Source organism: Streptomyces sp. NBC_01260 (genome assembly GCF_036226405.1).
GTDB classification, from domain to species: domain Bacteria; phylum Actinomycetota; class Actinomycetes; order Streptomycetales; family Streptomycetaceae; genus Streptomyces; species Streptomyces laculatispora.
Genome location: NZ_CP108464.1, coordinates 7,987,965 through 8,013,542 on the forward strand (window position 1 = coordinate 7,987,965; position 25,578 = coordinate 8,013,542).

General features: G+C 71.7%; 20 protein-coding genes. 7 read left to right on the top strand and 13 right to left on the bottom strand.

Annotated features, from left to right (window positions below):
- Positions 1 to 81: 81 nt before the first annotated feature.
- Entirely contained in the window at positions 82 to 690 is a 609-nt protein-coding gene (locus tag OG322_RS35545; protein WP_123469550.1) for an Rv1733c family protein, read from the bottom strand.
- 518 nt (positions 691 to 1,208) lie between these two features.
- The gene (locus tag OG322_RS35550; RefSeq protein ID WP_123467297.1) at positions 1,209 to 1,682 is read right to left on the bottom strand and encodes a DUF6643 family protein; all 474 of its coding nucleotides are present in this window, start codon (positions 1,680 to 1,682) and stop codon (positions 1,209 to 1,211) included.
- Positions 1,683 to 2,416: 734 nt separating this feature from the next.
- On the opposite strand from OG322_RS35550, the gene OG322_RS35555 reads away from it, so the two are divergent.
- Together OG322_RS35555 and OG322_RS35560 are read left to right on the top strand one after the other, a co-directional pair.
- A complete protein-coding gene (locus tag OG322_RS35555; protein ID WP_329307462.1) occupies positions 2,417 to 6,487 on the top strand; it encodes a CHAT domain-containing protein in 4,071 nt (1,356 codons plus the stop codon).
- Positions 6,484 to 7,185, top strand: a complete 702-nt coding sequence (locus tag OG322_RS35560; RefSeq protein ID WP_329307463.1) for a hypothetical protein — start codon at positions 6,484 to 6,486, stop codon at positions 7,183 to 7,185. Before OG322_RS35555 ends, OG322_RS35560 begins: the two co-directional genes overlap by 4 nt.
- Before the next feature lie 206 nt (positions 7,186 to 7,391).
- On the opposite strand, the gene OG322_RS35565 is transcribed toward OG322_RS35560, so the two are convergent.
- From OG322_RS35565 to OG322_RS35575, 3 genes are read right to left on the bottom strand one after another with little or no spacing between them, the layout of a single operon-like run.
- On the bottom strand, positions 7,392 to 7,811 hold the full coding sequence (locus tag OG322_RS35565) for a RidA family protein (protein WP_329307464.1): 420 nt from the start codon (positions 7,809 to 7,811) through the stop codon (positions 7,392 to 7,394).
- Positions 7,808 to 8,935: a mandelate racemase/muconate lactonizing enzyme family protein gene (locus tag OG322_RS35570; protein ID WP_123467289.1), complete on the bottom strand. Its 1,128-nt coding sequence runs from the start codon at positions 8,933 to 8,935 to the stop codon at positions 7,808 to 7,810. Before OG322_RS35570 ends, OG322_RS35565 begins: the two co-directional genes overlap by 4 nt.
- Before the next feature lie 41 nt (positions 8,936 to 8,976).
- A complete protein-coding gene (locus OG322_RS35575; protein ID WP_329307465.1) occupies positions 8,977 to 9,780 on the bottom strand; it encodes a creatininase family protein in 804 nt (267 codons plus the stop codon).
- Between the two features lie 41 nt (positions 9,781 to 9,821).
- Here OG322_RS35575 and OG322_RS35580 point away from each other — a divergent pair, with 41 nt between their 5' ends.
- Complete coding sequence (locus OG322_RS35580; RefSeq protein ID WP_329307466.1) at positions 9,822 to 10,778, top strand: ROK family protein; 957 nt, start codon at positions 9,822 to 9,824, stop codon at positions 10,776 to 10,778.
- A 44-nt stretch (positions 10,779 to 10,822) separates the two neighbouring features.
- On the opposite strand, the gene OG322_RS35585 is transcribed toward OG322_RS35580, so the two are convergent.
- From OG322_RS35585 to OG322_RS35605, 5 genes are read right to left on the bottom strand one after another with little or no spacing between them, the layout of a single operon-like run.
- Positions 10,823 to 11,656, bottom strand: a complete 834-nt coding sequence (locus tag OG322_RS35585; RefSeq protein WP_123467283.1) for an ATP-binding cassette domain-containing protein — start codon at positions 11,654 to 11,656, stop codon at positions 10,823 to 10,825.
- Positions 11,653 to 12,480: an ATP-binding cassette domain-containing protein gene (locus OG322_RS35590; protein ID WP_123467281.1), complete on the bottom strand. Its 828-nt coding sequence runs from the start codon at positions 12,478 to 12,480 to the stop codon at positions 11,653 to 11,655. Before OG322_RS35590 ends, OG322_RS35585 begins: the two co-directional genes overlap by 4 nt.
- Complete coding sequence (locus tag OG322_RS35595; protein WP_123467279.1) at positions 12,477 to 13,382, bottom strand: ABC transporter permease; 906 nt, start codon at positions 13,380 to 13,382, stop codon at positions 12,477 to 12,479. Before OG322_RS35595 ends, OG322_RS35590 begins: the two co-directional genes overlap by 4 nt.
- Positions 13,379 to 14,371: an ABC transporter permease gene (locus OG322_RS35600; RefSeq protein WP_123467277.1), complete on the bottom strand. Its 993-nt coding sequence runs from the start codon at positions 14,369 to 14,371 to the stop codon at positions 13,379 to 13,381. Before OG322_RS35600 ends, OG322_RS35595 begins: the two co-directional genes overlap by 4 nt.
- Positions 14,371 to 15,945, bottom strand: a complete 1,575-nt coding sequence (locus tag OG322_RS35605; protein ID WP_329307467.1) for an ABC transporter substrate-binding protein — start codon at positions 15,943 to 15,945, stop codon at positions 14,371 to 14,373. The genes OG322_RS35600 and OG322_RS35605 overlap by 1 nt, the downstream gene beginning before the upstream one ends.
- A 54-nt stretch (positions 15,946 to 15,999) precedes the next feature.
- Between OG322_RS35605 and OG322_RS35610 the strand changes: the two genes are divergently transcribed.
- The 3 genes from OG322_RS35610 (at position 16,000) to OG322_RS35620 (ending at position 19,672) form a co-directional block, all read left to right on the top strand.
- Positions 16,000 to 16,866: an IclR family transcriptional regulator gene (locus OG322_RS35610; RefSeq protein ID WP_123467273.1), complete on the top strand. Its 867-nt coding sequence runs from the start codon at positions 16,000 to 16,002 to the stop codon at positions 16,864 to 16,866.
- Positions 16,863 to 17,999: a serine hydrolase domain-containing protein gene (locus tag OG322_RS35615; RefSeq protein ID WP_124286311.1), complete on the top strand. Its 1,137-nt coding sequence runs from the start codon at positions 16,863 to 16,865 to the stop codon at positions 17,997 to 17,999. The genes OG322_RS35610 and OG322_RS35615 overlap by 4 nt, the downstream gene beginning before the upstream one ends.
- 707 nt (positions 18,000 to 18,706) lie before the next feature.
- A complete protein-coding gene (locus OG322_RS35620) occupies positions 18,707 to 19,672 on the top strand; it encodes an MBL fold metallo-hydrolase (protein WP_124286312.1) in 966 nt (321 codons plus the stop codon).
- A gap of 486 nt (positions 19,673 to 20,158) precedes the next feature.
- Here the strand turns inward: OG322_RS35620 and OG322_RS35625 are convergent, their stop codons facing one another.
- The 3 genes from OG322_RS35625 to OG322_RS35635 all read right to left on the bottom strand — a co-directional run bounded on the left by OG322_RS35625 (position 20,159) and on the right by OG322_RS35635 (position 24,185).
- On the bottom strand, positions 20,159 to 21,358 hold the full coding sequence (locus OG322_RS35625; RefSeq protein ID WP_266412803.1) for a hypothetical protein: 1,200 nt from the start codon (positions 21,356 to 21,358) through the stop codon (positions 20,159 to 20,161).
- Between the two features lie 336 nt (positions 21,359 to 21,694).
- Positions 21,695 to 23,197: a long-chain-fatty-acid--CoA ligase gene (locus OG322_RS35630; protein ID WP_123467263.1), complete on the bottom strand. Its 1,503-nt coding sequence runs from the start codon at positions 23,195 to 23,197 to the stop codon at positions 21,695 to 21,697.
- Positions 23,148 to 24,185 carry a TauD/TfdA family dioxygenase gene (locus OG322_RS35635; RefSeq protein WP_123467261.1) on the bottom strand — a complete coding sequence of 346 codons (1,038 nt, stop codon included), beginning with the start codon at positions 24,183 to 24,185 and terminating at the stop codon, positions 23,148 to 23,150. Before OG322_RS35635 ends, OG322_RS35630 begins: the two co-directional genes overlap by 50 nt.
- Positions 24,186 to 24,475: 290 nt before the next feature.
- Here OG322_RS35635 and OG322_RS35640 point away from each other — a divergent pair, with 290 nt between their 5' ends.
- The gene (locus OG322_RS35640) at positions 24,476 to 25,495 is read left to right on the top strand and encodes an AraC family transcriptional regulator (protein ID WP_123467259.1); all 1,020 of its coding nucleotides are present in this window, start codon (positions 24,476 to 24,478) and stop codon (positions 25,493 to 25,495) included.
- Positions 25,496 to 25,578 lie beyond the last annotated feature (83 nt).

Below are 25,578 nucleotides of genomic sequence, written 5' to 3' on the forward strand. Positions count from 1 at the left end.
GGGTCCGCCTGCCGAAGTGACGGGCGGGCCGGTCCACCGTAGCGCGCATGGAGGGCGGGAGTTGACCCGATCAGCACGACCCTAGCTGCCGGTGCCCGTCCTGCCCCAGTCCGGACCGGCCCTGGCCCATGCCCGGTCGAGCCGTTCGTACCGCTGTTGCACCATGCGCCATACGATCAGACGCCGTCCGGTCTCGATCAGCAGGGCGGCCAGCATCGTGGCGCCGAACCCGGCGAGTGCGGCATGGGTGTGCGCCGTCGGCGCGTCCATGGGGCGCAGCGCGGGATGCCCTTCCCGGTCGGTCCAGATCCGCACCCGGGCCCCGGGTGCGGTGTTGCGCGAGGCGGTCGTCACCGTGGCGCTGCGGACCGTGCCGTCCGGTGCGTGCCAGCGTGCCAGCACCGTGGTCAGGGCCGTCCGGTCCGCGGAGATCTCGGGGTCGGCGACGAAGTGCTGTGAACCGGCCGCGCGGCGCACCACGACGGCGGTGGTGGGACGGCTCCGGGCCTGCTGGGCCCGCACGGATTCCTGCAACGCGTCGTCGGCGCGCGATCCGAAGAACCAGCCGAACGCCGGCGCCGCCAGCACGAGCAGCACGAACGCGGCCAGGGCGACCCATGCCTCGCGCCGGTCCGTGGCGCGGCGCAGGGGGTTGTGCCGCCAACGCCAGACTCCCGAAAGTGCCCGCACAGTCTGCACCCCCTTCCGTATCCGATTTAACCCGATACGGTGCGGTCCGCGCGCCGGAGAAGCGAGGAGAGAGCAACCCCACCCCGTCCAACGCGGCAACCGTCCCCGGGAGTTCCCGTCCACGAGGGGCCGTTCGGCCGGGGTTCGCACCGGGTCCCCGAACCGGACGGCGCCACGACGGCCGTGCGCCGCGCCCCCGGGACCTCCACGGCCGGAACCGTGCTCCCCGGCGCGGACGAACCGGCCCCGCCGCCCGGCGGGCAGGCGGCGGGCACCGTTGGCATGATCCGCTGCTGACGTCGCGTCACAGCCCTGCCGCCGGCATCGGCAGGCATCCGGCGAGGGCCGCCGTCGAGTCCCCATGGCTCGACTGCGGTTTCGCCGGTCGCTCGTGCCGCCGGCACTCCAAATGGATGGATGTGGACGGCACTCGGTATGGCAGGACGCATGCGGCCATTCTGCCAGTCACCGCGGAAAGCCCGCCGCCTGCGCGGCAGTACCCGCTCGCTCGGAACTCCTCAGTACCCCCGGCCCTGGTACGGACGGTTGTACGGGTCCTCGTACGGGGACTGCGCGGGAGCCGGCCGCGGTGACGCCGGACGCATCGACTCGTAGCCGGTACCCGGCGCGGGCCGCTGCTGCTGTTGCGGCGGCGACTGGTAGCCGCCGCGGCCGGCGGCCGGCTGCTGCGGGATGTAGGGCGCCGGGGCGTGCTGCAGATGCGCCGGCTGCATCGGCGCGTAGCTCTGCTGCGGCGTCGGCTGCGGGTAGCCGTACGACGGAGCGGGCTGGGAAGGCGCCGCCGGGAGAGCCGGCAGGGCCGCCGGGAGCGCCGGCAGATAGCTGTTGCCCGTGTCGTAGGCGGCAGGCACTCGGATCGGCGCGATCTGAGGGGTGCCCCGCTCCGCGACCAGCGAGTCGTAGATCGGAGTGTCGGGGAACGACGGTGCGGCGTAGTAGCCGCCGCCGTAGGTGGAGCGAGGGGAGGTCATGCCACCTAAGTTAAGCCCACGATGTGCCGATTGGGGAGCCCCAATCTTGGGGTTATCCGTTTTACGCTGATTCTGCCCTCCTGACCTGCCAAGACATTGTTAAAGGCTCCGTTAAGAGAGGGGATTTTCTGCTGGACGGGCCGGTGGCCAACGAGAAGTGACGGACCAGCCACTAAGGGGTGACGCCCGTGTGGCACTTGTCAGGACGGACGACTTTGCCTCCGGAGTGACTGGACCTTACGATCATCATGATTCACCGATGGCAACCGTGGACTGCCAGTCGCCGCCGGCTGTGGGAGCACATCCGCCCCTGGCGCGGCCTGCTCCCGTCCGCACCTCACTCCCAACGCCGGAACGGGGAAGTTCGTTCCGGCCCACGAACAAGGGTGCACGCACCTTCTTCGGTCGGCTCCGTACCACCGCAGCCTCCGACAGTGAACCGGAACAACACCGAGGAACTCGGGCAGGACGCGAATAGCGCTTGGCCAAAGCGAGATGAGTGCCGCGCGTACGGCAGGGTGCCGCACACGCGGTCCGCCGGGTGTGACTCGCGTTTGCCGGGAAAGCCTTTCGGAGGACTGCGCGAGCCTCTGGGCCGATGACTCGTCTCGGCTACGCGTGTTGCTTTCACTACGATGAGCACTCCAACGGACGGGGGATTCGTGGAGGACGCGCGTCATAGCGAGTTGGCTGCTCGTGTGCGGGAGTTCGGTGGCGGTGGGGACCCCCGAGTCGTGCTCGAAAGCGATGCCCTGGCTGTCGCGGCGGAACTCTTCGCTTCGGTGGACAGGCGCCCCGAAGCGGCCGACCCCGATGTGCTGCACACCATTGCCGCGTTCTACTGGGCCCGGTCCTTGGCGCACAGACGTGCCCTCGCCGCCGACGCCCTTGCCGCCGAGGACCTCGCCGCCCGGGACCTGGAGACAGCGATCGGCGTATTCGGACTCCTCTACCTGGTCGATCACCGGCGAGTGCCCCGCGAGTTGTGGCCCCGGCTCGCCGATGAGACCGCATACCACCCGTGGAGCGACCCGCTGGAACATGCGGCAGATCTGATCATCGACGGTGAGGAGAACGGCGACATCGCCGCCCTGGACCAGGCCATCAGCGTGATCCGGACCGTCGCCGACAGCAGTGACAACGCGTACCGGGACACCCTCCGCGGTCTCGCGCACCATCAACGCGCGGCTTTCCCCGGCCGCCCCGCGGCGGAACGGAGTGCGGACGCAGACGCCGCGGTGGAGCTGCTGGGCCGCGTCGCGGCTCTCCCGGAGCCGTCCGCTGCGCGCCGCGCGGGACGCGGACGCTCCTTCGCCGAGGCCCTCGTGCGACGCTTCGATGCCGCGGGCGACAACGCGGATCTCACCCGCGCCGAGAGGGCCTATCGGGATGCTCTCGCGGACGCTGCCGATGACCCGCCCACGTATGCGAGTGCGGCGGCCGGACTCGGTTCCGCTCTCGGTCGTCGCGTGGAAGCAGCGGAAGAGACCGAGGGTGACGGGGAGAGCCTCATACCGGTGCTGAGGGAAGCGGTCAGTTGGCTGCGCCGCGCGGTTGACCTCACCCAGGGTGCTGATCGCGAGCCACACCTGGCCAACCTGAGCAGAGTCATGAAACTCCTTCTCGAGCGGACGTCCCGCGTCAGCAGGGCCACCATGGTCCCGCTGGTCAAGAACGCCCATGCGGCCGAGGGCGAGCGGGCGGACCGTCCGGACGATGCCGGGGTACGCCGCCAGGCCGAATTCCTGGTCCATCTCGCTGCGCGGCTCTCGGCGCGTGTGGTCTCCGAGAACGAGGCCGTACGCCGGGTGAAGGACCCGTCCCTCGAACTCTCGGAGGCCGCCATGGGCTCCGTGGTGTCCGGGGCCATGCGTCTCGTGGCGGCCGGCGCGCCGCACGATGCGGTGTCGGCGCTGACCCTGGCTCTGGAGGCTGCGCGCTTCCGTTGGGGTCCCGGACACGGCACGCCGTGGTGGTGGGCGGCCGATGCCTACGTCGAAGCAGGACGGCTTGCGCTGATCGAGGAGGCCGACGGGCTGCTCTTCCGCCGCGCCTGTGCGGTGGCGGACGAGCAGATCTCCGTTCTGCGCGGCAGCGACCGCGCGGAGGACATCGCCGAACTCGCGGAGACGCTGTTCGCCGCGGGGCTGCTGCGCGTCAGCCCCTATGTGGGACAGATGTCGGGACTCTCCTTCGAGTCGGCCCATGATCTGTGGCGCGAGCGCCGGGCTCGGCACCGCTCGGTCCACCTCGACGATTCCCTTGCAGCGGAATCCGCGGAGATGCCTCCCCCGCTGGCCGCGGCCGAGGAGGCACTCACGTATCTGCGCGAGGCGGCTGACCTGTCGCGCGAGCACAACCGGGCGCGTGTACTCAAAGCGCTGGCCGAAGCGCTGTCCTTGGTCGCCGGTCTGAAGCAGGAGTCGTACGACGAGGAGATCAGGGCGGCTGCCCGTGAGGCGTTCGACCTGTTGGACCCGGTCCGAGATCCCCTCACCCAGCTGTACCTGCTGAGAATCCTGCGGTTGGTGGGCGAGCTCGCGCTGCCGGGCGACCTTCAGGACGTGCTGCCTCTGCCGCTGGCCGCCGTCCGGGAACGGCAGGGGGTGCATGAGGCCGCGAGCGTCCTGGCCGAGGCGCTCACGCTTGCCGAGGAGGCCCGCCGGCCCGACCTGGAGTTCCAGCTGCTCAAGGCCACTGACCGCGAACTGCCGGACCTGCCCAGGGATTCCTACCGACGGCGCCGATGGGCCAGTGAAGTGCACTGTCTGGCGGAGAATCGCCTCGGCTGCTTCGAAGGGCTCATTCGAGTAGCAGAGGCCACGGAGCATCTGCGTACACGCGCGGACGAAGAAGGCTGGTCGCCCCAGGAGCGGGCGGCGACCCTCATCCATCTCGCGGCGCACGCCCGGGGAGGCGACGAGGAGGACATCGGCCGCACGCTGATCGAGGAGGCGCGGGAGCTGGCTCCGGAGCTGTGCAACCGGTGCGGTCCGGCGCTGGCGTATCTCAACGGCACGCTCTCTTACGACACGGCGCTGCGCCTGTCAGGGACGGGGCAGGAGGCCCTCGCCGCGCGTCACTTCGCCGACGCAACTGCCGCCCACGCCGTGTGCGGCCAGACCGATATGGCGCTGAACAGCCTCGATGCCGCGTTGCGCAGTGCACTGGCGGCTGACGAGAGCAGTGCCGACGCAGCCGTGGCGGCACTGATCCCCGCCTCTGTATGGCTGCGGGGTGGCGTCGACGAGGTCGTCGGCTGGAAGCTTCGCGATCTGTACCAACAGCTGGTCCTCAAAATGAGCGGCCCCACCATCTCCTACGGCCTGATGCTGGCGATTCACCAAGCTGCCAAGGGCCTTGACTTCACGGTCATCACCACGCGGCCCGGTCCGTTCGAGCCGTCCACCAGGCTCTCGCGACTACTGGCCCGCATCAGGGCGGCAGAGCCGCAGTTGTCCGGACCACTGAGCGAGCCCGAACTGCCGAGCGCCGAGGACGCCATGCTCTTCTACGTGGGCACCGGTGAGTCCGAACCCGGAGGTGACGCCGCAGCAGAGCACCGCAACATGCAGCGCGCCGCGGACCGCTGGATCAGTCAGGAACTCCTCGCCACCGGCTCGATCGACCGGATGCCGATGATGTTCCCTGACGAGTTGCAGGCACTCCTGACCGAGGACACGGTGCTGCTCTCGCTGTATCTCGGCCATGCCCACCGGGACGGTTCCGAGGCGCCGGTGACTTCGCTGTCCGCACTGGCGATGACCCGGGACGAGATGGAGCACCACACCGTGCTCCTGTCGAATTTCGAAGCCGGACTCATCCGCTTCACGCGCGCGGCGCACACTCTTTCCGCCCACCCCGTGGCATTTCATGTCGCGGCCCTGCGGCACGCCGTCGTCGCGGACCCGTTGCACCGGCCGGCCGGCCGTGAGGCACAGAGGCAGCTCAGGGAGGACAGCGTCCCGCATCTGGGGGGCTTCGCCGCTTCCCTGGATCGCTGGCGGGCCCAGGGGAAGCGGCACGTGTGCATCTGGCCCAACGGTCCGTTGCACTACCTCCCGTACCACCTGTTGGAGGTCAACGGAGCTCCCCTCGCCGAGGACTGGACCGTCACGCAGGTGCTGAGCCTGGGCTTCCTGCGCACTCCGGTGCCCGGCCGTCACCGTCCGCCCGGGCGTGGACTCGTCGCCTTCGCAGCCGCGGCCGGGGGAGCCCGGCACGGCCTGCTCGCTCAGGACGACCTCGAAACGCATGCCGCCCAGGTCGCGGAGGCCATGGGCGGTCAGGCCGTGCTGGGTGCCGCGGCGACACCGCGGCGCCTGCTCACCGAACTCGCCGACGCACGTCACGTCCACGTGGCAGCGCACGGGGCGCACAACGAGTGGGCGTCGTGGTACCAGTGCCTGTTCCTGTCACCGGATCCCGACAACGACGGTCGCGTCTTCGCCCACGACGTTCTCCGGGCCGACCTGCGGGGCGTCGAACTCGTGACGATGAGTTCCTGTGAGTCTGCTCTGGGCCGCTTCGACGTCAATGACAACCTGCGCGGTCTGCCCGCCGCGTTCCTGTCCGCCGGCGCCTCGGCCGTCATCGGGTGCCTGTGGCCGGTCCACCCTCAAGTGGCCACGGAGTTCTTCGGGACGCTCTACGAGCGCCTCGCGCGCACACCGGACCGCCGGGCCGCCTTCCGCGCCGCCCAGTCGGCTGTCCGCGCCCGCCACCCGGCGTTCCGGGACTGGGGCTCGTTCTGCTTCATCGGCGACTGGCGCCCTTCGGATTCGAACCACGGAGCTGCCGCGTGACCCAGCTGGAACTGCCCCCGGCCCCGCTCCACGAGATCGACCTGGTGGAGGTGCCCCGGCTGCAATCGCCTGCCCCACGGCACCGCGTCGCGGGCCGGGTATCCCTCAGTACCGCCGTCGCCCACCCCCTGACGGCCCAGGAAGCAGCCGCAGGCGAGGCCGAGTGGCTCAGCTTTCTGACCGCGGAGGCCTCGTACAGCGACTATCTCCTCCTCAGCCTCACGTGTGCCTTCCGCCCACCGGCGAACGGCGACCCTTTCACCGACGCTGCCGTCGGCGTTCTCCTGGAGTCCCCCGACGAGCCCGCCGACCGGCAGCCGATCGCCTGGTCGATCTCTCCCAAGAAGCGCTCCCACCCGGTGGAGCGAGCGACCACCATCGCGCTCAGCGCCAAGCTCGCGATCGTCGAGTCCAGCCTCGAACTCACCCCCGGACAAGGCCGGGAGGACCTCTGCGTCATCGGAATGGGCGAAAGGGACAGCGACCCGGAATGGCGCATCCGGCCGACCAGCCGGCACCCCCTGATCGGCGACGAGGCCTTCACGGTGATTGTCAAGGCCGTCGCCGGCGCTCCCGTGCAGGCCCGCGTGACGGTTGCAGCCACCATCAGGCATCGGCGTTTCGGCCTGATTCCCTATCGGGCCGATCTCCCCGCCGCGTTGCGGACCATCGATCTGCGCCGGCAGACCGATCAGTGAGATCACGGCACGACGGCCGGACCGGCCATCGGCCTGAGGGCGGCGGAAGCGGCCCTCAGGCCGCGTCGTGCCCACCCCGACCGTCTTCTCGATCATCGAAGCGTCCGTGAACCGAACCTCGGAAGGAGGGGGCCGGGGCCCTCGCACGACGGCCCCGGCCCCCTCCTTCGCTCAGCACCTGCCGGTCCGCGGCAGGTGGCCCGGCTTCAGGCGGCCGGGTCGCGCCGCAACGCCACCACGTCGATCTCCACGAGGATGTTCATCAGGGCCGAGCCGACAGTGGTGCGCACCGGGCGCGGGTCGCCGAAGTGCTCCCGGTAGACCTCGTCGTACGCCGCGAAGTCCCGGTGCAGATGGTGGAGGTGGACCGTCGACTTCACCACGTCGTCCAGGTCCAGGCCGTCCGCCCGCAGCAGCGCACGGAGGTTCGCCAGGACCTGGCGGGTCTGCTCCTCCACCGTGTCGGCCACCGCTCCGGTGTCCGGGTCCTGCGGACCCAGGCCCGAGGTGAACAGGTACGGCCCGGCGGCGATCGCCTTGCTGTAGCCGCCGGCCGGCGGAGGCGTGCGGTCGCTGTGCACGGCACGCTTGACGGGGGCCGCGGCGGAGCGGGGAGCTGTGCTCATCGGGTCAGATCCCCCTCGCGCGCGTTGACGTCGGCGTAGTGGCGCAGCTTGTCCTCGTCCACGGTGACGCCCAGACCGGGTCCGTCCGGCACCCGCAGCCGTCCGTTCTCCAGCGTCAGCGGCTCGATGATGTCGTCCGCGTGCAGGTAGTACATGGAGTCGATGGCGCGCGACAGCACCGGCGTCGAGGCCACCACCGCGAGGTGCGCGGCCGTCGCGATGCCGAGTTCGCCACCGCTGTGCAGGTTCATGCCGAGCCCGAACGTCTCGCAGTGCGCGGCCAGCGCCTTCGTCGGGGCGATGCCGCCCCACTTGTAGACGTCACCGTGGATCACGTCGACCGCGCCGAGCCGCACCGCGGGTGCGAAGTCCTCGAAGCGCACCACGCACATGTTGGTGCACAGCGGGATACGGACCTTCTGGCGGACCTGGCTCATGCCCTCGATCCCGACGCACGGGTCCTCCAGGTACTCCAGGTCCAGCTCCTCCAGGGCGATACCGGCGCGCACCGAGTCCGGCACCGACCAGGCCGCGTTCGGGTCGACGCGCAGGTTCACCGCGGGCAGCGCCTCGCGCACCGCGCGCAGGATCGCGACATCGCCCCGCACGTCCGTGGTGCCCTTGAGCTTCACGGCGGTGAAGCCGCCCTCGGCCACCACCTTCCCGGCGTGCTCGGCGAGGGCCCCCGGCAGGTCCGCGGCGCGGGCGCCGGGCGCGTCGGCGCGGGTGATCAGCGCGGTCAGCGGCACCTCGTCGCGGATCCGGCCGCCCAGCAGGTCGGTCACCGACTGGCCGGTGGCCTTGCCCATGACGTCCCAGCAGGCGACGTCGAGCGCGGCGAGCGCCGCGTAGCCGAGGTAGCCGTAGAAGAAGGGCACCATGTGGTGGCGGCGGTGGAAGGACTCCAGGGCGAACGGGCTCGTCCCGATCAGGTCCTCGGCGAGGTCGCGGACGATCGCGGCGACCGGGCGGCCCCACATCGTCTCGCCCCAGCCCTCGATGCCGGAGTCGGTCCTGACGTGCACCACGGTGCGCGTCTCCCCGGTCTTCGTCTCGAAGGAACTGGTGAACGGGTTGACCAGGGGCAGGTTGACGACGTGGACGTCGACCTCGGTGATCTTCATGGGGTGCGGGTTCCTCTCGGTGGGGGCAGGGCGGGCGCGGGTCACGCGCCGGGGCGGGTGGCGGCGTCGAAGGCGAGCACCGCGCGCGCCAGGCCGCGGGCGCGGCGGTCGAGCAGGCGGGTTCCGCTCTCGGCGTCGGCGCCGGACGCGTCGTCGGTGGAGCCGCCCACCCGCTCCCACTCGCCGTGCCGCTCCACGGTCAGACCGGGGTGGGGCGGCTTGTCGAACAGCGGCGGCGGGTCCACGGGCTCGCGTTCGGCCCGCTCGGCCCGCACCAGCTCAGGACGGGCGGCCAGCATCAGCGACGTCTCGAACCAGCCGGCGTGCCCGGGGACCAGCCCGGCGTGCCTGTCGTCCTCGGGGGCCGCCTCGGGCTCCCCGGTGTCGGTCAGTGTCCAGTACGAGCAGGCCGCCGCGGTCACGTCGGCGCGCAGCGCGAACCGCTTGACCGCGAGGCGCATGATCTCGTCGTTGCCACCGTGGCCGTTGACGACGAGGACCCGCCGGTAGCCGCAGGCGGCCAGGGAGTCCAGCAGCTCGTCCAGGACCGTGCCGAGCACCGGCGCCGACAGGGTCAGTGCGGCGGCGAACAGATGGTGCGGGCTGTGCCCGTACGGCAGGGTCGGCAGCCGGACCAGGTCGGGCACGTCCGCACCGGCGGCGGCCCGCTCCTCCAGGACGGCCAGCGCGCGGGAGACCACCGCGTCCGCGAGCATCGTGTCCGTGCCCATCGGCAGGTGCTCGGCGTGCTGCTCCTGCGAGCCGATCGGCAGGACCGCGATCGCGTCGGGGGCCGCGGCGCGCGTCTCGCGCCAGGTGCTCTCGGTCAGATTCCGATGGGTCATGCCGCTGTCTCCCCGGATCGGGGGCATGACAGAGTCGGCGCATGGCGCATGAACGTATTCCTTTGCGGTTGGTACCCGATCCGCGGCCGGACGATCCGGCCGGGCGGGGCGTCGGTGTGCTGGGCGCCGTCGAGGTGCTGCCCGGTCTGGTGCGCTCCGCGCTGCTGGAGCGCACCGGAGTCGTACGGGAACGCGCGCAGGCCCGCTTCGACGCGCGCAGCGCCGACCCGGGCGTGGTCGACGCGGCGCTGCGGGAGGCGGCGGCGGTGTTCGCCGGCCGCGCCCCGCTGGGCGTCGGCGTGGCCGCGGCCGGGGTGGTCGACCCGGTGGCGGGCCGGATCGTCGAGGTCAACGACGCGCCCGCGCTGCGCGGCTACCCGGTCGCGGACCGATTGAGGGAGCTGGCGGGTGCGCCCGTCCAGGTCGAGCACCGGGCCCGCGTCCAGGTCCTCGGGGACCGCTGGTTCGGCGCGGGCCGCGGCCGGCGCTCCTTCGCGTCCGTCGCGACCGGCGAGGTGCTCGGCGTCGGCATCCTCTACGACGGTCAGGTGCTCGCCCCGGTCGGCGGCCGCAGCGGCGCCCACATGACGGTCACCGCCAGCGGAGATGCCTGCACCTGCGGACGCCGCGGCTGCTGGAAGACCGTGGCGACGACCCGCTGGCTGCGCGCCCGCGCCGCCCGGCTCGGCGTGGACCCGCGGGGTGTCTCGCCGGGCACGCTGCTCGCCTCGCCCGACCCGGCCGCCCGAGACCTCGTCGTGCGGTACGCGGAGAACCTGGTGCTCGGCCTCGCCACCGTCCAGCAGCTCTTCGCCTGCGGCCTGTTCGTGCTGCACGGCGAGGCCCTCGACGGCGGTGAGCCGTTCCGGGAGCTGGTCGAGACCCTGCTGCGCGCCGATGTGCTCGGCGGCGGCGAGCCGCCCACCGTGGTGCTGGGCGAGGCGGCGGACACCGGCGCGCTGCTCGGCGCGGCCGGTCTGGTCCTGTCGGGGCGCTAGGGTCCCGACAGGCAGTGCCCGCCGGGGCGCCGGGGTGCGCGAGGTCATGCCGGGACGTCCTGTGACGCCGCCCGGATGCGGCGGCCCCGCGACGGATCGGGGACCGGCACGGCGTCCAGGAGCCGTCGGGTGTAGGAATCCTGCGGGTCGGTGAAGACCTGCCGGACGGTGCCGCTCTCCACGATGCGGCCCTGGCGCATCACGGCGACCCGGTCGGCGATCTGTCCGACGACGGCCAGGTTGTGGGAGATGAAGAAGTACGTCAGACCCAGGCGTTCCTGGAGCTCGGCGAGCAGGTCCAGGACGCGGGCCTGCACGGACACGTCGAGCGCGCTCGTCGGCTCGTCGAGGACGACCAGGCGCGGCTCCAGGGCGAGGGCCCGGGCGATGGAGATGCGCTGGCGCTGCCCGCCGGAGAACTCGTGCGGATAGCGGTCCAGGATGCTCGCGTCCAGGCCGACGGCGTCGAGGAGTTCACCTGCCCGGTCGCGTACCGCCGCCCGCCCGCGCCGCCCGCGCGCCCACTCCTCGTGCGTGACGAGCGGCTCCCCGACGATGTCGGCGATCCGCATGCGCGGGTTCATGCTGGAGTACGGGTCCTGCAGGACGACCTGCATCTGCCGTCGCAGCGGCCGCAGTTCGGTGCCGGTCAGCGACAGCAGCTCCGTCCCGTCGAACCGCACACTGCCCGCCGTGGGTTCCAGCAGACGCAGCAGCAGCCGGGTCAGGGTCGTCTTTCCGCAGCCGGACTCGCCGACCAGGGCGAGGGTCTCTCCCTTGCGGACCGTGAGGGAGACGTCGTCGACGGCGACGCTCGGTGGCCGGCCGGGGAACTCCTTGCGCAGTCCGCTGATTTCCAGAAGGTCGCTGGTGGTCATGCGGCGGGCTCCAGTCGGGGGGTGGCGGCCAGCAGGCTGCGGGTGTATTCCGCGGCGGGACGGGCGAAGACCTGGTCCACGTCCCCGGTCTCGACGATCTCGCCGTGCCGCATGACGGCGACGCGGTCGGCGGTCTCCGCGACGACCCCCAGGTCATGGGTGATGAGCAGGACGGCCATGCCGTGCCGGCGTTGCAGCCGCACGAGGAGTTCGAGGATCTGCCGCTGCACGGTCACGTCGAGCGCCGTCGTCGGCTCGTCGGCGATCAGCACGCGGGGCCGGGCCACGAGCGCGGAGGCGATCATGACGCGCTGGCGCAGTCCGCCGGACAGTTCGTGCGGGTACTGCCGGTAGCGGTGTTCCGGGTCGGGGATGCCGACCTCGTCGAGCGCGGTCAGCGCCGCCTGCCGCGCCGCGGCGCGGGTGTGACCGCCGTGCAGCCGCAGGACCTCGGTGACCTGGGCGCCGACTCGCTGCAGCGGGTCGAGGCTGGTCATCGGGTCCTGGAACACCATGGAGATCCCGGCGCCGCGCACTTTGCGCAACTCCCGCTCCCGCAGGGCCAGTACGTCCATTCCGTCGAGCAGGACCTGGCCACCCGCGTACACACACGGCGGTTCCGGGTTGAGGCGCAGCGCGGACAGGGCGGTGGCGGACTTGCCGCTGCCGGACTCGCCGACGACGGCGAGGGTCTCACCGGCGGCGACGGACAGGTTCACACCGCGCACCGCGTGCACGGTGGAGGAGGCGAGCTCGAAGTCGACGCGCAGGTCCCGGAATTCGAGGACGGGTACGGCGTCCGGGGCATCGGGGGAGTGGGTCATCGGCGGTACGCCTTCGGGTCAGCGACGTCGCGCAGCGCGTCGCCCAGGATGTTGATGGCCAGGGAGGTGAGCATCAGCGCCACACCGGGGAAAACGGCGATCCACCAGGACGTGCCGAGGTACAGCTGTCCGTCGGCGAGCATGCCGCCCCAGGTCACCGTCTCCTTCGGCACGCCCAGGCCCAGGTAGCTGAGCGAGGCCTCGGCGACGATCGCGGCCGCGATGTGCAGGGTGGCGATGGTGGCGAGCGGTGCCATGACGTTGGGCAGCAGGTGCCGTCGCATGATCGTCAGGTCGTTGACGCCGATGGCCCGGGCCTCGGTGATGAAGTCGCGGGTGCGCAGCGACAGCACCTCGGAGCGCACCACGCGGGCGTACGACACCCAGCCGGTGATGCCGAGGACGAGGATCACGTAGCCCAGTCCCGAACCGACGAAGCCGACGACGGCGAGCGCCAGCAGGATCGCGGGGAAGGCGAGCTGGACATCGGCGATCCGCATCACGACGCGGTCCGTCCAGCCGCCGAGGTAGCCGGTGGCGAGGCCCGCGACAGTGCCGATGACGCCCGCGAGCAGGGCGGCGCCGGCGCCGACGAGCAGCGAGACGCGGGTTCCGTAGACGATGCGGGAGAGCAGGTCGCGGCCGAGCTGGTCGGTGCCGAGCAGATGGGCGGTGCTGCCGCCGGACTGCCAGGCGGGCGGCTGGAGGCGGGCGAGGAGGTTCTGGGCGTTCGGTTCGGCGGGCGCGATCAGGGGTGCGCACAGCGCGCACACGATGATCAGTGCGAGGAAGCCGAGCGCGACCGCGGCGAGCCGGCTGCGCAGCAGGGAGCGCCACACGGACGGCTGTTTCGCGGCCGCAGGGGCGACGGCGGCGGTGGGTGCGGGGGCGGTGGTGGTCATCGGGAGTTCCTCACCCTCGGGTCGAGGAGGCCGTAGGACAGGTCCACGAGCAGGTTGACCACGACGAACGTGGCGGCGAACAGCAGCACCGTGCCCTGGACCAGAGGGAAGTCGCGGTTGGCGATGGCCTGCACGGTCAGCTGGCCGACGCCGGGCCAGGAGAAGACCTGCTCGGTGAGGATCGCGCCGCCGAGCAGGCTGCCGACCTCCAGGCCGACGACGGTCACCACGGGCAGCGACGCGTTGCGCATGCCGTGCCGCAGCACGGTGCGCACGGGGCCCAGGCCGCGGGCGCGGGCCGTACGGATGTGGTCGGAGCCGAGCACGTCGATCAGGGACGAGCGCAACAGCCGTGCGACGACGGCGACCGAGTAGACGGAGAGCGTGACCGAGGGCAGGACGAGGTGGGCGAATGTGCCGTACCCGGAGGCGGGCAGCGCGTGCAGGCCGACGGCGAACACCAGGATCAGCAGGATGCCGATCCAGAAGGGCGGGGTGGACTGGCCGAGGAGCACGGCGGTGATGACGCCCCGGTCGGCGGGCTTGCCCCGGCGCATGGCCGCGATCGTCCCGGCGGGCAGCGCGATCAGCAGGGTCACCACGAAGGCGCCCGCCGCGAGCAGCAGGGTGGCCGGGATGCGGTCGGCCAGCACCTCGCGGACCGGCTGACTGTAGAAGAGGGAGTTGCCGAAGTCGAAGCGTGGCAGGCCCCACAGGTAGTCGAGGTACTGGCTGAGCAGCGGCTTGTCCAGGCCCAGGCTGTGCCGCAGCACGCTCTCCTGCTGGGCGCTGGCGTCGGGCGGCAGCATCACCTTCACCGGGTCGCCGGACAGGCGCACCAGGAAGAAGACGACGGTCGCGGTGCACAGCAGCACCAGGACCGCGGTCCCCAGGCGGGTGGCGGCCGGGCGCAGCACCGCCAGGACGCGGCTGCCCGGCGCTTCGGCCGGACCGGCGGACTTGGTGGACACGGTCAGGGACTGGCTCATCACACGGCCACCTTCGCGCTCGCCATGTCGAGGACTCCGGCGGCGCCGGGCGTCCAGCTCGGCCGGGTGTTGTGCACGTAGATGTTGTCGATCTGGTAGAGGGGCACGAAGGGCGCCTCGTCCTTGATCAGGTGCTGCAGGCCGGAGAAGGCGCGGCGTCGCACGGCGGGCTCCACCGACAGTTCCTCGGCGTCCACGAGCCGGTCGGCGCGCTTGTTGTGCCAGCGGCTCTGGCGCCGGTCGCTGCGCACGTTGGACTGGAGCATGCTCTCGCCGTCCAGGGTCCACACGGTCGACGCGGCCAGGTACATGGGGCCGAGTGCGCCGCGGTTGTCCGAGGTCAGGCGCTGGGCGTAGGTGCCCGGGTCGAGCAGGTCCACCTTGGCGCGCACCCCGGCATGGGCGAGCAGGCCGGAGATGGCCTCGGCGACGTTGGCGTCGATGTTGGAGGCGGTGAGCGAGGTGCTGATGCCGTCGGGGTGCCCGGCCTCGGCGAGCAGCGCGCGGGCCTTGGCGGCGGAACGGACGTAGGGCTTCACCGACTCGTCGAAGCCGAACGCTCCGCGCGGGATCATCGCGGGGACCTCGGTGGCGTTGCCGCCGAGCACCGCCTTGATCAGCAGCGGTACGTCGACGGCGTGGTTGATCGCCTGACGGACCCGGCGGTCGCGCAACGGCCCGGCGGACAGGGTGTCGAGCGACAGGTAGGAGGTGCGGATGCCGGTGTGGTGGTCGATCCGCACCCCCGGGTATCCGGCCAGTTGCTGTGCGGCGTCCGGGGTCATGCCCGCCACGATGTCCACGCCGCCGCTCTGCAGCGCGGCCAGCGCCGACGACGAGTTGGGGGCGGGGACGAAGACGAGCTCGTCGACGTGCGGGCGGCCCTGCCAGTGGCCGGCGTGGGCGCGCAGCCGCAGTTCGTGGTCGCGCTGCCAGCGCCGGAACACGAAGGGGCCGGTGCCCACCGGGTGCGCGGCGAAGCCCTCGTCGCCGACCTTGTCCAGGTAGCGCGGGGGTACCACGACACCGCCGAACAGGGACAGCTTCGCGGGCAGGATCGGGTCGTGCACCGAGGTGTGGAGGTCCACCGTGTAGCGGTCGACGACGCTGACGTCCTCGACGTAACGCAGCTCCACGATCGGCGACTTGGTCGCGGGGTCGAGCAGCCGCTTGATGCTGAACCGGACGGCTTCGGCGTCGCACGGCTCGCCGTTGTGGAATGCGACGCCGCGCCGCAGCTCGAACCGCCAGACCTTGGGCCCGACGGCCTTCCAGGAGAGCGCGAGCCGCGGCTGCAGGGTGTTGTCGCGGCCCCGGGTGGTGAGCGTGTCGAAGATGTTGATCAGGGCGTTCATCGACGTCATGTCACCCTGTTTGTGCGGGTCCATCGTCTTGGGGTCCCCGGTCTGGGAGACCCGCAGGACGTTGCCGGCGGCGTCCGCGGGCGGAGCGCCGCACCCGGTCAGCAGGGCGGGGGCGGCGAGGGCTGGGGCGGCCAGAGCGCCCGCACGCAGTACCGAGCGGCGGGAGCAGCCGGCGCGAGGGCCGCCTTCTCCTCCACGTATTCGTTCCATTGGACAACACACCCGTTCCGGTGAATGGAATGCAGTGCGGGTAAGGTAATCCCCATGGGGAAACCGGTCAACAGTCGTTCGCAGCAGCAGACGTCCGCCACCGCTCTCGATGAGGCGGCCGTGACAGCCCTTCCACCCGCACCAGGCCCGGTGGACAAGGCCATGGAAGTGCTCTCCGCCCTCGCCGAAACCGGAGCACCACACCGCCTCGCAGATCTCGCCCGCCACACGGGCCTCGCCAAACCCACCGTGCACCGCCTGTTGCGCGCCCTCGCGGCCGGCGGCTACGCCGAACCGGCCGCCGGCGGGAGCTACCGCCCGGGCCCCCGCCTCCTCGGCCTTGCCGCGAGCGTCCTCGCCGACGACGCGGCGATGCGCCAAGCCGGCCCCGTCCTCGATGAACTGCGCATCCGCACCGGCCTGTTCGCCTCGTACGCCGTGCGCGACGACAGGACCCTGATCCACCTGTACGTGCACGCACCCACCCAGGGCCCCGCCCTCGACCTGCGCCCCGGCACGCGTGAGGCCGTCACCGCGGGCGCCGCGGGCCTCGCCCTGCTGGCGGCCCTGCCCGCCGAGGACGCCGACACTCTGCTGACCGGCCCGGACGGCGCCCCCGCCGACGAGGCGACGCGCACCGCGCTGGCCGCCGCCGCCCACGACGGCTACGCCTTCGACAGCGCCGACGCCTGGCGGGACCGCCGCGCGCTCGCCGCCCCGGTACGCGACGCCGCGGGCCACCCGGCGGGCGTGCTGGTCCTCACCGGACTCGCCTTCACCCTCGACGAAGCGGCCGCGCACCTGTACGGGCCGATGGTGCGCTCCGCCGCGGCCGCGCTCTCCACGAGCCTGGCCGCACAAGCGGGAGCACGGCTCGGCGTCGTCGGCGCCCCGGACCACGGGGCAGGCCGGAAGCGATGAGCGCGCACCCCACCCGGGCGCCCCGCACCGGCACCCCGCAGCCGCCCACGGCGCCGACCGCCTCCGGGCAGCACGCGGCCGCGCGCCGGGGAATCCTCGAACAGGGACGGGCGCGCGGCCTGTACTCGGGTGCGGCCTGGTCCCTGGGCGACGCGAGCGGCCCCTACGACCGTGGCTGGACCGGGACCCGCGCCCACGACGGGACACCGCTGGACGGCACCGACCTGTGGGACCTCGCGTCGGTGACCAAGCCGATCGTGGGCCTCGTCGTCATGGCCCTCGTCGAGCGGCACGTACTCACCCTCGACGACACCGTGGGCCACCACCTTCACCGGTACCGCGACAGCCCGCACGCCGCCCGCACCCTCGCCCAACTCCTCGACCACACCTCGGGACTGCCCGGAGGCGTCCCCCTCTACCGCGACCACCCCACCCGCGAGTCCCTGCTCACCGCGCTGGGCGCCCTGCCGCGCACCGCCGAACCCGGCACCCGCGTCACGTACTCGTCGCAGGGATTCATGCTGCTCGGCCTGATCGCCGAACAGGCCACGGGCCGGAGCCTGGACGCCCTGCTGACGGACCTCGTCAGCACACCCCTCGGACTCACCGGCACATGCTTCGGGCCCGCCCCCGGACAACGGGCCCGCGCGGTGGCCACCGAGGACTGCCCCTGGCGCGGCCGCACCGTCACCGGCGAGGTGCACGACGAGAACGCCGTCGTACTCGGTGGCGTCGCAGGCCACGCCGGCCTCTTCGCCACCCTCACCGACATGGAACGGCTCGCGCGCTCCCTCCTCGGCGGCGGCCCGCAGCTCCTCGCGCCGGACACCCTCGCGCGGATGACCGCACCCCGCACCGACCACCTGAACCTGCGCCGCGCCCTGGCCTGGCAGGGAACCGACCCGCACGCCTCGCCGGTGGGCGACACCTTCGGCCCCGCCTCGTACGGCCACACCGGCTTCACCGGCACCAGCCTGTGGATCGACCCGGAGGCGGCCCGCTACGCGATCCTGCTGACGAACCGCGTCCACCCGCACCGCGAGGAACGCGGATTCACCTCCCTGCGAAGGGAGTTCCACACCGTCCCGGCAGGCCGGGACCCGCAGAGGCGAGGGGCACCGTCCGGTACCTGACTCGCGTCCGGCGCGACCTGCCCGCCCGCCCTCGCACGGGCAGGCTTCTCCGTACCCAGGGCGTCCGCCGGGTTCATCGCCCTGGCCGGCGCCGTCATCACGGTCCGCTGCCTCATCCGGGGAGCCCGGACCCTCTGCCGCTGGGACGCCCCCCCCGGAGCCCCCGTATCCGATGACCTGCTGATGGGCGCCCTGACGGCCGAGAGTCCAAAAAAAGCCAAAGAGTACGTTGGTATTCCCATGCGTCAACGTACCCTTTGACATGTGCGACTGAGTGATCCGAAGGCGATCCGCGCCCTGGCCCATCCGAGCCGGCTCGACCTGCTGGAGACTCTCGGCGAGATCGGCCCCGCGACGGCTGCGAGCTGCGGGCGGACGCTGGGCGTGTCCCAGGCCAGTTGCTCCTTCCGCCTGCGTCCGTCGAGCGCGAGGCCGCCCGTGCGCTCGACTGCGCGGGCCGCACGCTCGGCGAGAGCGCCCAGTGGCGGGACGTGGCCCGGGGCATGGCCGCCACCGTTCGGGTGACAGCCGCCGAGGCCGGCCGAGGGCAAGGCCGCAGTGGCGCGCGATCCTGGCCCCGTGCCTGGCGAGGGACGTCGCCGAGGTCCAGGGCGTCGCCCCGGACACACACGCCGACGACCGGCGACACGTCCGCTGCTTCATGGCGGCCTCGCCGCTTGCCGACACTGACCTGGGGGACAGCACCGATGACCACTGACAACACGGTCGACCCGATCGACTTCACCCGCAACGCACCGGTGACCGGCAGCCTCGACGTGCGCTGGAACCACGGCGCGCGCTCCAAGGCCGACGGCGCCGAGCCGCTCCTTCAAGTGCACGCCTACGACGAGCACACCTTCGTCCTGCGCCAGAGCAAGACCGTCAACTACGAGGCGCCCTTCATCTACCTGCTCCTCGGCAACGAGCGGGCTTTGCTGCTGGACACCGGGGCCACCGCCGACCCGGCCCGCTTCCCGCTGCGGGCCACCGTCGACGAGTTGGTGGACGCCTGGCTGTGCGAGCACCCGCGCCCGGGCTACGAGCTGGTCGTGGCCCACACGCACGGGCACGGCGATCACGTTGCCGCCGACGCCCAGTTCGCCGACCGGCCCCGGACCACGGTGGTGGCCCGGGAACTGGAGGCGGTCCAGGAGTTCTTCGGCTTCACCTCCTGGCCGCGGGAGACCATCGACTTCGACCTCGGCGGCCGAGTCCTGGAGGTGATCGGTTCGCCGGGCCACCACCGGGCGGCCGTGACGATCCATGACCCGTGGACGGGCGTACTGCTCACCGGCGACACCGTCTACCCGGGCCGGCTCTACGCCTTCGACTTCGCGGAGTTCACCGCGACCCTTGAGCGACTGGTGGACTTCACGCAGACCCGGCCGGTGACTCACGTCCTGGGCTGCCACATCGAGCTCACCGCCCGTCCGGGCGTGGACTTCCCGCTCGGCGCGCGCTATCAACCGGACGAGCGTGAGCTGCAGATGACGGTGAATCAGCTGGTCGCGGTGCGGGACGCGGCACACGCGGTCGCCGACCGGCCCGGGGTGCACACCTTCGACGACTTCATCATCTTCAACGGGCCGTGCGCCGGTGCGCAGCTCCGTCTGGCGGCCCGCGGCCTGGTCCACAAGGCGCACCGCGCCCTCTCGGGGGCCTTCCGTCGGTGACGGCGAGTCAACGTTCCCGCGTCCACGAGGCGTCACTGGGTGCCATGAGGCGCCCGCGGAAGGGCCCAGCGGCAGGGGGGCGAGTGAAGGAGCTGCGTCCAGGCGGGCGTCGTGCCGCCGCGACGCGGGCGGACCCTCTCGGTGTGCACCCAGGGCGCGGGTTCGATCGTCACTGAGCCCGATCCTGCCGACGGCAGAGGGAAGTTGATCCGCAGGGCACCCGACGTGTCCGCTGGGGTCCGGTGACGCCGCATGGCGTGCCGTACCGGAGCATGACCCTGGACGTCACCCTCACCGGCTCTGGCCGCCGGATCGCCCCGTCCACCATCGACGGACACCATCGCACCACGTGCCCGGTGCCGGCCTCCGGGGCCGGCACCGGGCACGCACCGAACTGCGCTGACGTCGCCGCCTTCAACGTCGGACGACTTCACCCGGCAGCGGCTGCACCGCCGCCGCTGTCACCCGAGGGACGGGCCGGCCCGCTCAGGCCCGGGTACGGTGGCGGCGCAGGGTGGTGAAGCCCAGCGCGCCCGCTCCGGCCGTGACGAGGCCTGCCGCGGACACAGCGGTTGCCGAGACGCCGCCGCTCCCGGTCTCGGCCAGTTGCGTGGTCATTCCGGAGGCAGTCGCGGTGGCGGCCGGAACTGTGGTGGTCGCCGAGGGCGTGGCCGACGCCGTCGGGGTGGCCGACGCGGTCGGGGTGGCGGTGCCGGAGGCGGCCGCCTTCAGCGTGAGCGACGCCGATGCGCCGCAGAAGGTGCTGCCTGTGAACGGAATCGACCCCTCGTTGACGAACACGCAGGGGTGCACGGTGGTCTTCCCGCCCGCAGCGCCCTTGCGGTAGGTCACTCGGACCTTGACGCTCGTGCTGCTGTGCGGAGCCATGGCGGCGTCCTTGCCGATGACGTCGAAGCCGTACACGTCCGGTTCGGCGCTGTCGGTGATCGGCTTCAGCGTCTTCCAGGTCCCGGAGCGCAGCTTCTGCACGGTGGCGTCCCGGCTGGTGAACAGTACGTCCGTCACGTTCTCGTACGCCGAGGCCGTGGGGTTGGACACGGTGGCCTGGAAGCTCACGCCGGGCCCGCCCGCGGTGGCGGTGGCGGGCACACCGGACAGACGGGTGCTGAGCGCGCCGACCTCGACGGTGTCCTCGTCGGTGTCGTTGGCCGCGCCCGAGGCGCCGTAGGAGACCAGGGTGGTCAGCTTCAGCTGATCGGTCCCGCCGTTGCTGTCGCCGTTGTGAGGGGTGCCCATGGGCAGGCCGAGTCGCAGTTGCACGGTTCGCGCCTGGCCGGCGGCCAGCGGGAAGGTCTCGGGAAGTTCGCCGGAGAACTGCGTGCCGGTCAGTGTCAGCGACACCGTCTTCCACGCCGTTCCACTGAGCCTGTACTGCAGGCTGACGGCGTTCGAGGGCAGGCCCTCGCCCCCGTCGACGTGGTAGATCAGCCGTGCCGACGAGGTGTCGTGCGTGCCGATGTTGGATGCTGTGGTGGTGAAGCCGACCGGCTGGCCGGCCAGTCCGATCTCCGCCGGCGCCGCGGTGGAGACGGCCAGTGCCGGCGGCTCCGAGTCCGCCGGTGCGGCCGTGGCCCCCGGTGCCAGGACGGCTCCGGTGGCGGCCAGGAGCAGGCCTGCCCCCGTGGCTGTGGCGAACGAACGCAGCGTGTGTGCAGTGGTGTTCAACGTATCCCCCCGGAATGCGTGTACGACGCGGCTGGTTGCCGCGCCCGATGGCGGCGAACGGATTCGCTTGCCATCTCGCACAGTTGGACTCGCCACCCCGGCATCCGGTTGTGACGTCCTTTGCGACGGTTCTGTAACCGGACGGATGTGGATTCAGGCGGCCGCACCCCGCCCTTCGGAGCCCGCCCGCCCCCTTGGACCCAGACCTCCACGCCGTAGTGGCCCGGCGCAGGGGTCTCGTTGTCACGGCTGGACTTGGCACCGTACCGCGCGGGGCCGGACGACCTCCCGCCCGGCCCGGAGCGGTCGTCGGCCCCGGGCCGGGCGGCGTGACGGTCAGGCGCCCGGGGGTTTCGGGGGAGTGATCAGGATGTCCCGCTTGAGGATCTTGCCGGTTGCCCCCTTCGGCAGCGCGTCGACGAACCTCACGATCCGCGGGTACTTGTACGCCGCCACCCGCTCCCGTACGTAGTCGCGCACGTCGTCCGTCGTGGCGCGGGCGCCGGGCCGGAGAACGACCGCGGCGGCGATCTCCTCACCGTGCACCGGATCGGACACACCGAGGACCGCGGCCTCGGTGACATCGGGGTGCCGGTACAGCACCTCCTCGATCTCACGCGGGTAGACGTTGTAGCCGCCGCGGATGACGAGGTCCTTCTTGCGGTCGACGACGAAGTAGTAGCCGTCCTCGTCGACGCGGGCGAGATCGCCGCTGTGGAACCACCCGTCCCGGAAGGCGCCCGCGGTGTCGTCCGGGCGGTTCCAGTACCCCTTCATGACGTTCTCGCCCCGGATCGCCAGCTCTCCTACCTCGCCGGGGCCGACCACCCCGCCGTCGGTCCCGACGAGCCGGAGCTCGACACCAAGAACGGGAAGACCGATGGAGCCGGGTTTGCGGGGGCGATCGGGTGGATTGAAGCAGGCCACAGGGGACGTCTCGGAGAGGCCGTAGCCCTCCAGGACGGTGACACCCAGTTCCCGCTCGGCGGCGTGCAACAGCTCGACGGGCAGCGACGCGCCCCCCGAGACCGCCAGACGCAACCGCGGCAGGGCCTGACCGACTCCGTTCCGGAGCAGTGCGCTGTACATCGTGGGCACGCCCAGGAAGACGGTCACCTCCTCCCGGCGCAGCGTCTCCAGCGCATCTGCCGCGCGGAACCGCGGCAGCAGGGACAGGCAGGCCCCCGACGCGATCGCGGCGTTCAGGGCGCAGGTCTGCCCGAAAGCGTGGAACAACGGGAGCCCGCCGAAGAGGACGTCGTCCGGGCCCAGGCACAGCAGCGTCCGTGCCGTGGTAAGGGCGTTGCTCACCAGGTTGCGGTGCGTGAGCTCCGCGCCCTTCGGAGTTCCGGTGGTACCGGATGTGTACAGGACCACCGCGGTGTCGTCGGCCGCGTTGCCGGCCGCGCCGGCCATCGGTGGGACCGAGCCCAGCAGGGCTGCGAACGTCACCGGGTCCGCGACCAGACACTCTGCTCCGGCCCGAGCCGCTGCCGGTTCGGCCTCGGCGGAGCAGGAGGGCGAGGCCACCAGGAGCCGGGCACCGCAGTCGCGGAGCACGAACGCCATCTCGCCCGACTTCAGCAGCGGATTCATCGGGACCACGACCCCGCCGGCGCGCAGCACGCCGTAGTACACGACGGGAAAGTGGACGACGTTGGGCAGGGCGACCGCCACGCGGTCGCCCGCGCGCACCCCGTGGTTCCGCAGCAACGCCGCGAACCTGGCCGTCATGTCGTCGAGTTGTGCGTAGGTGACAGTGGTCCCGCCCTGCCGCACGGCCGTCCGGTCAGCGTGGGACCGGACGGATCGGGCCAGGAGTGCGAACAGCTCGGTCATGCGGCTTCCTTGTCGTAGGTGTCTGCGGGGTGATCACGTCCAGGGGCGGGACCCCTCCGCGGCCGCCGGCAGCGGAGGGCGCATCGCCCCAGAAGTCCCGCGGCAGTGTGCGGGGCCGATGCGGTGTCAGCCACAGCCGGAGTGCCTGAGGCCCCGGTGCGCGTGCGGGGACGGGGGCGGGGGCCGTGAGGGAGTGCAGGACCGCGTGGCTGTTGAGCAGCAGCAGGTCCCCTGGGGCGAGGTCCAGGTCGAGCCGGAGGTCCGGGGAGTGGGCCGCGGCGTCGATGAGGTCGAACAGTTCCACCTCGGCCGGGGACAGGCGCGGCACGTCGGCCCGGTGCTGCGCCGACTCCAGACGGCGACGGTCGTAGCGCAGGCTGAATCTCTCCCCGTCACGGTGGGCGAGGGGCACGGCCCGGCAGGGGACCTGAGGGGGATCCGGCTCCTCGCGGACGAGGAAATGGGTGCGGTACAGAGAGTCGAGCAGGTCGGGCCGGTGTGCCCGCACCGCGTTGTGGACCGCCGCCGAACTGGCCAGTGCCGTACGGATCTTACGCAGACACAACAGAGCGACCGCGTCGGCCTCGTCGGTGTGGAATGCCTGCGCCGCGAGGTCCTCCCGGCCGTCCTCCGCGGTGCCAGTGCGGCCGAGCATGTGCCCCGTGGTGTTCTGCGAGACCGGAATGCCGAGATGCCGGCCCAGGCCCCAGAGGAGGACGCCGAGCGCCGCCGGGCCGTAGTCCTCCACCGGGATGCCACGTACGAGTACGAAGCCCCGGCCGTTCTCCAGCTCATCCGCGGCGCGGGCCAGGTCCTCGGCCAGGCCCGGCAGCGGGAAATGCTCGGCGGTCACCTTCAGGAGCGGGGTTCCCCGTGTGCGCACCGCCCGCACGGCCGCATCCAGCTCGTCGAGCCGGGACGGCGTGAGGTACTGGGCCCAGTCGCGGGAGCGCGTCAGATCCGGGCCGCGCCATACGGCCGGACCCATACAGGGCCGGCGTGGAGTCCCGGTCGATCGACCACGCACGATACGTCTCCCTTCCGCTTAGGTTCTCTGTCGGTGAATCTCACGAAACCGCGAGTTCGAGCCTCTCGATTCATCCGCGAATTCAGACCGGCAATGAGGGCTGTTCAAGAAGCAAGGACTTTGCCAAAGTGTCCTCCGCCGGAATTCAATGGGGCCGCGCGGTGGTGCCACGCTAGGTCACGTCAGAACACAACGCTTGACCTGGCGGGGCAGGTGACTTATCAATTGGGGACAAAGCCCTGGAGTGCCCGATGAAACCATTGGTCCGCAATGCCGCCCTGAGCAGCTACGTAGAGCTCAGCCAGTCCCTCGGTGTCGACCCGCGCGCGCTCATGAAACGCGTGGGCCTCGATCCGGTCGGTCTCGCAGTCCAGGACCGGTGGATCTCCGGCGTCGCCGTCACCGAACTTCTCGAACTTTCCGCCTCGGCGTCCCGATGTGAGGATTTCGGCCTGCTCCTCGCCGAGCGCCGTCGCTTCTCGAACCTCGGGCCCATCAGCCTGGTGCTGCGCGAGGAGCCCGATGTGCGCAGCGCCCTCGCCCTCCTGGTGCGCCACGAGCGCATGTACAACGAACTGCTCCGCAGCCGGCTGACCGAGGCGAACGGGATCGCCACCGTGAAGCTGGGCCTGGAACTCGGCGAGGTGCGCGAGGCGCGACAGGCCGTCGAGCTGGCCATGGGGACCTTCGTCGGCTTTCTGCGGGTGTTCCTAGGCGCCCGCTGGCAGCCGGTGTCCGTGTGCTTCACGCACGGCGCACCCAGTGAGCCGGCGGCCCACCGTCGCTACTTCGGGCCCGTGGTGGAATTCGACCGGGAATTCAACGGAATCGTCCTCTGCACCACCGAACTCGACACCCCCAACAAAATGGCGGACCCCCTGCTGCGCGGCTATGCCCGCCAGTACTTCGAGTCCCTCGCGGTGACCGCGGACGCCACCGAGCTGGACCGGGTGCGGGAGCTGATCGAGGTCCTGCTGCCGACCGGGCGCTGTTCGATCGAGCAGGTCGCGGGCAGTCTCGGCGTCGACCGCAGGACCGTTCACCGGCATCTGACCGCATCCGGCGAGACGTTCTCCTCGCTCGTCAACGCCACACGCACCCAGCTCGCCGAGCAGCTGGTGGCGAACCCGCGCCGCTCCCTGACGGAGATCTCCGGCCTGCTCGGCTTCTCGGCCCCCAGTGCCTTCTCCCGATGGTTCCGCGACCGGTTCGGCACCAGTGCGCGCGAGTGGCGCGCCTGCCGGGCGGCCGAGGCGCCTGTCCCCAACTGACAAGTCTCCTGTCACCTCGGGTAAAGCGCGGCGCGTAACCCGCTCCTAACGTGGCGGTAACGCAAGGGACACCACGGCTTCGC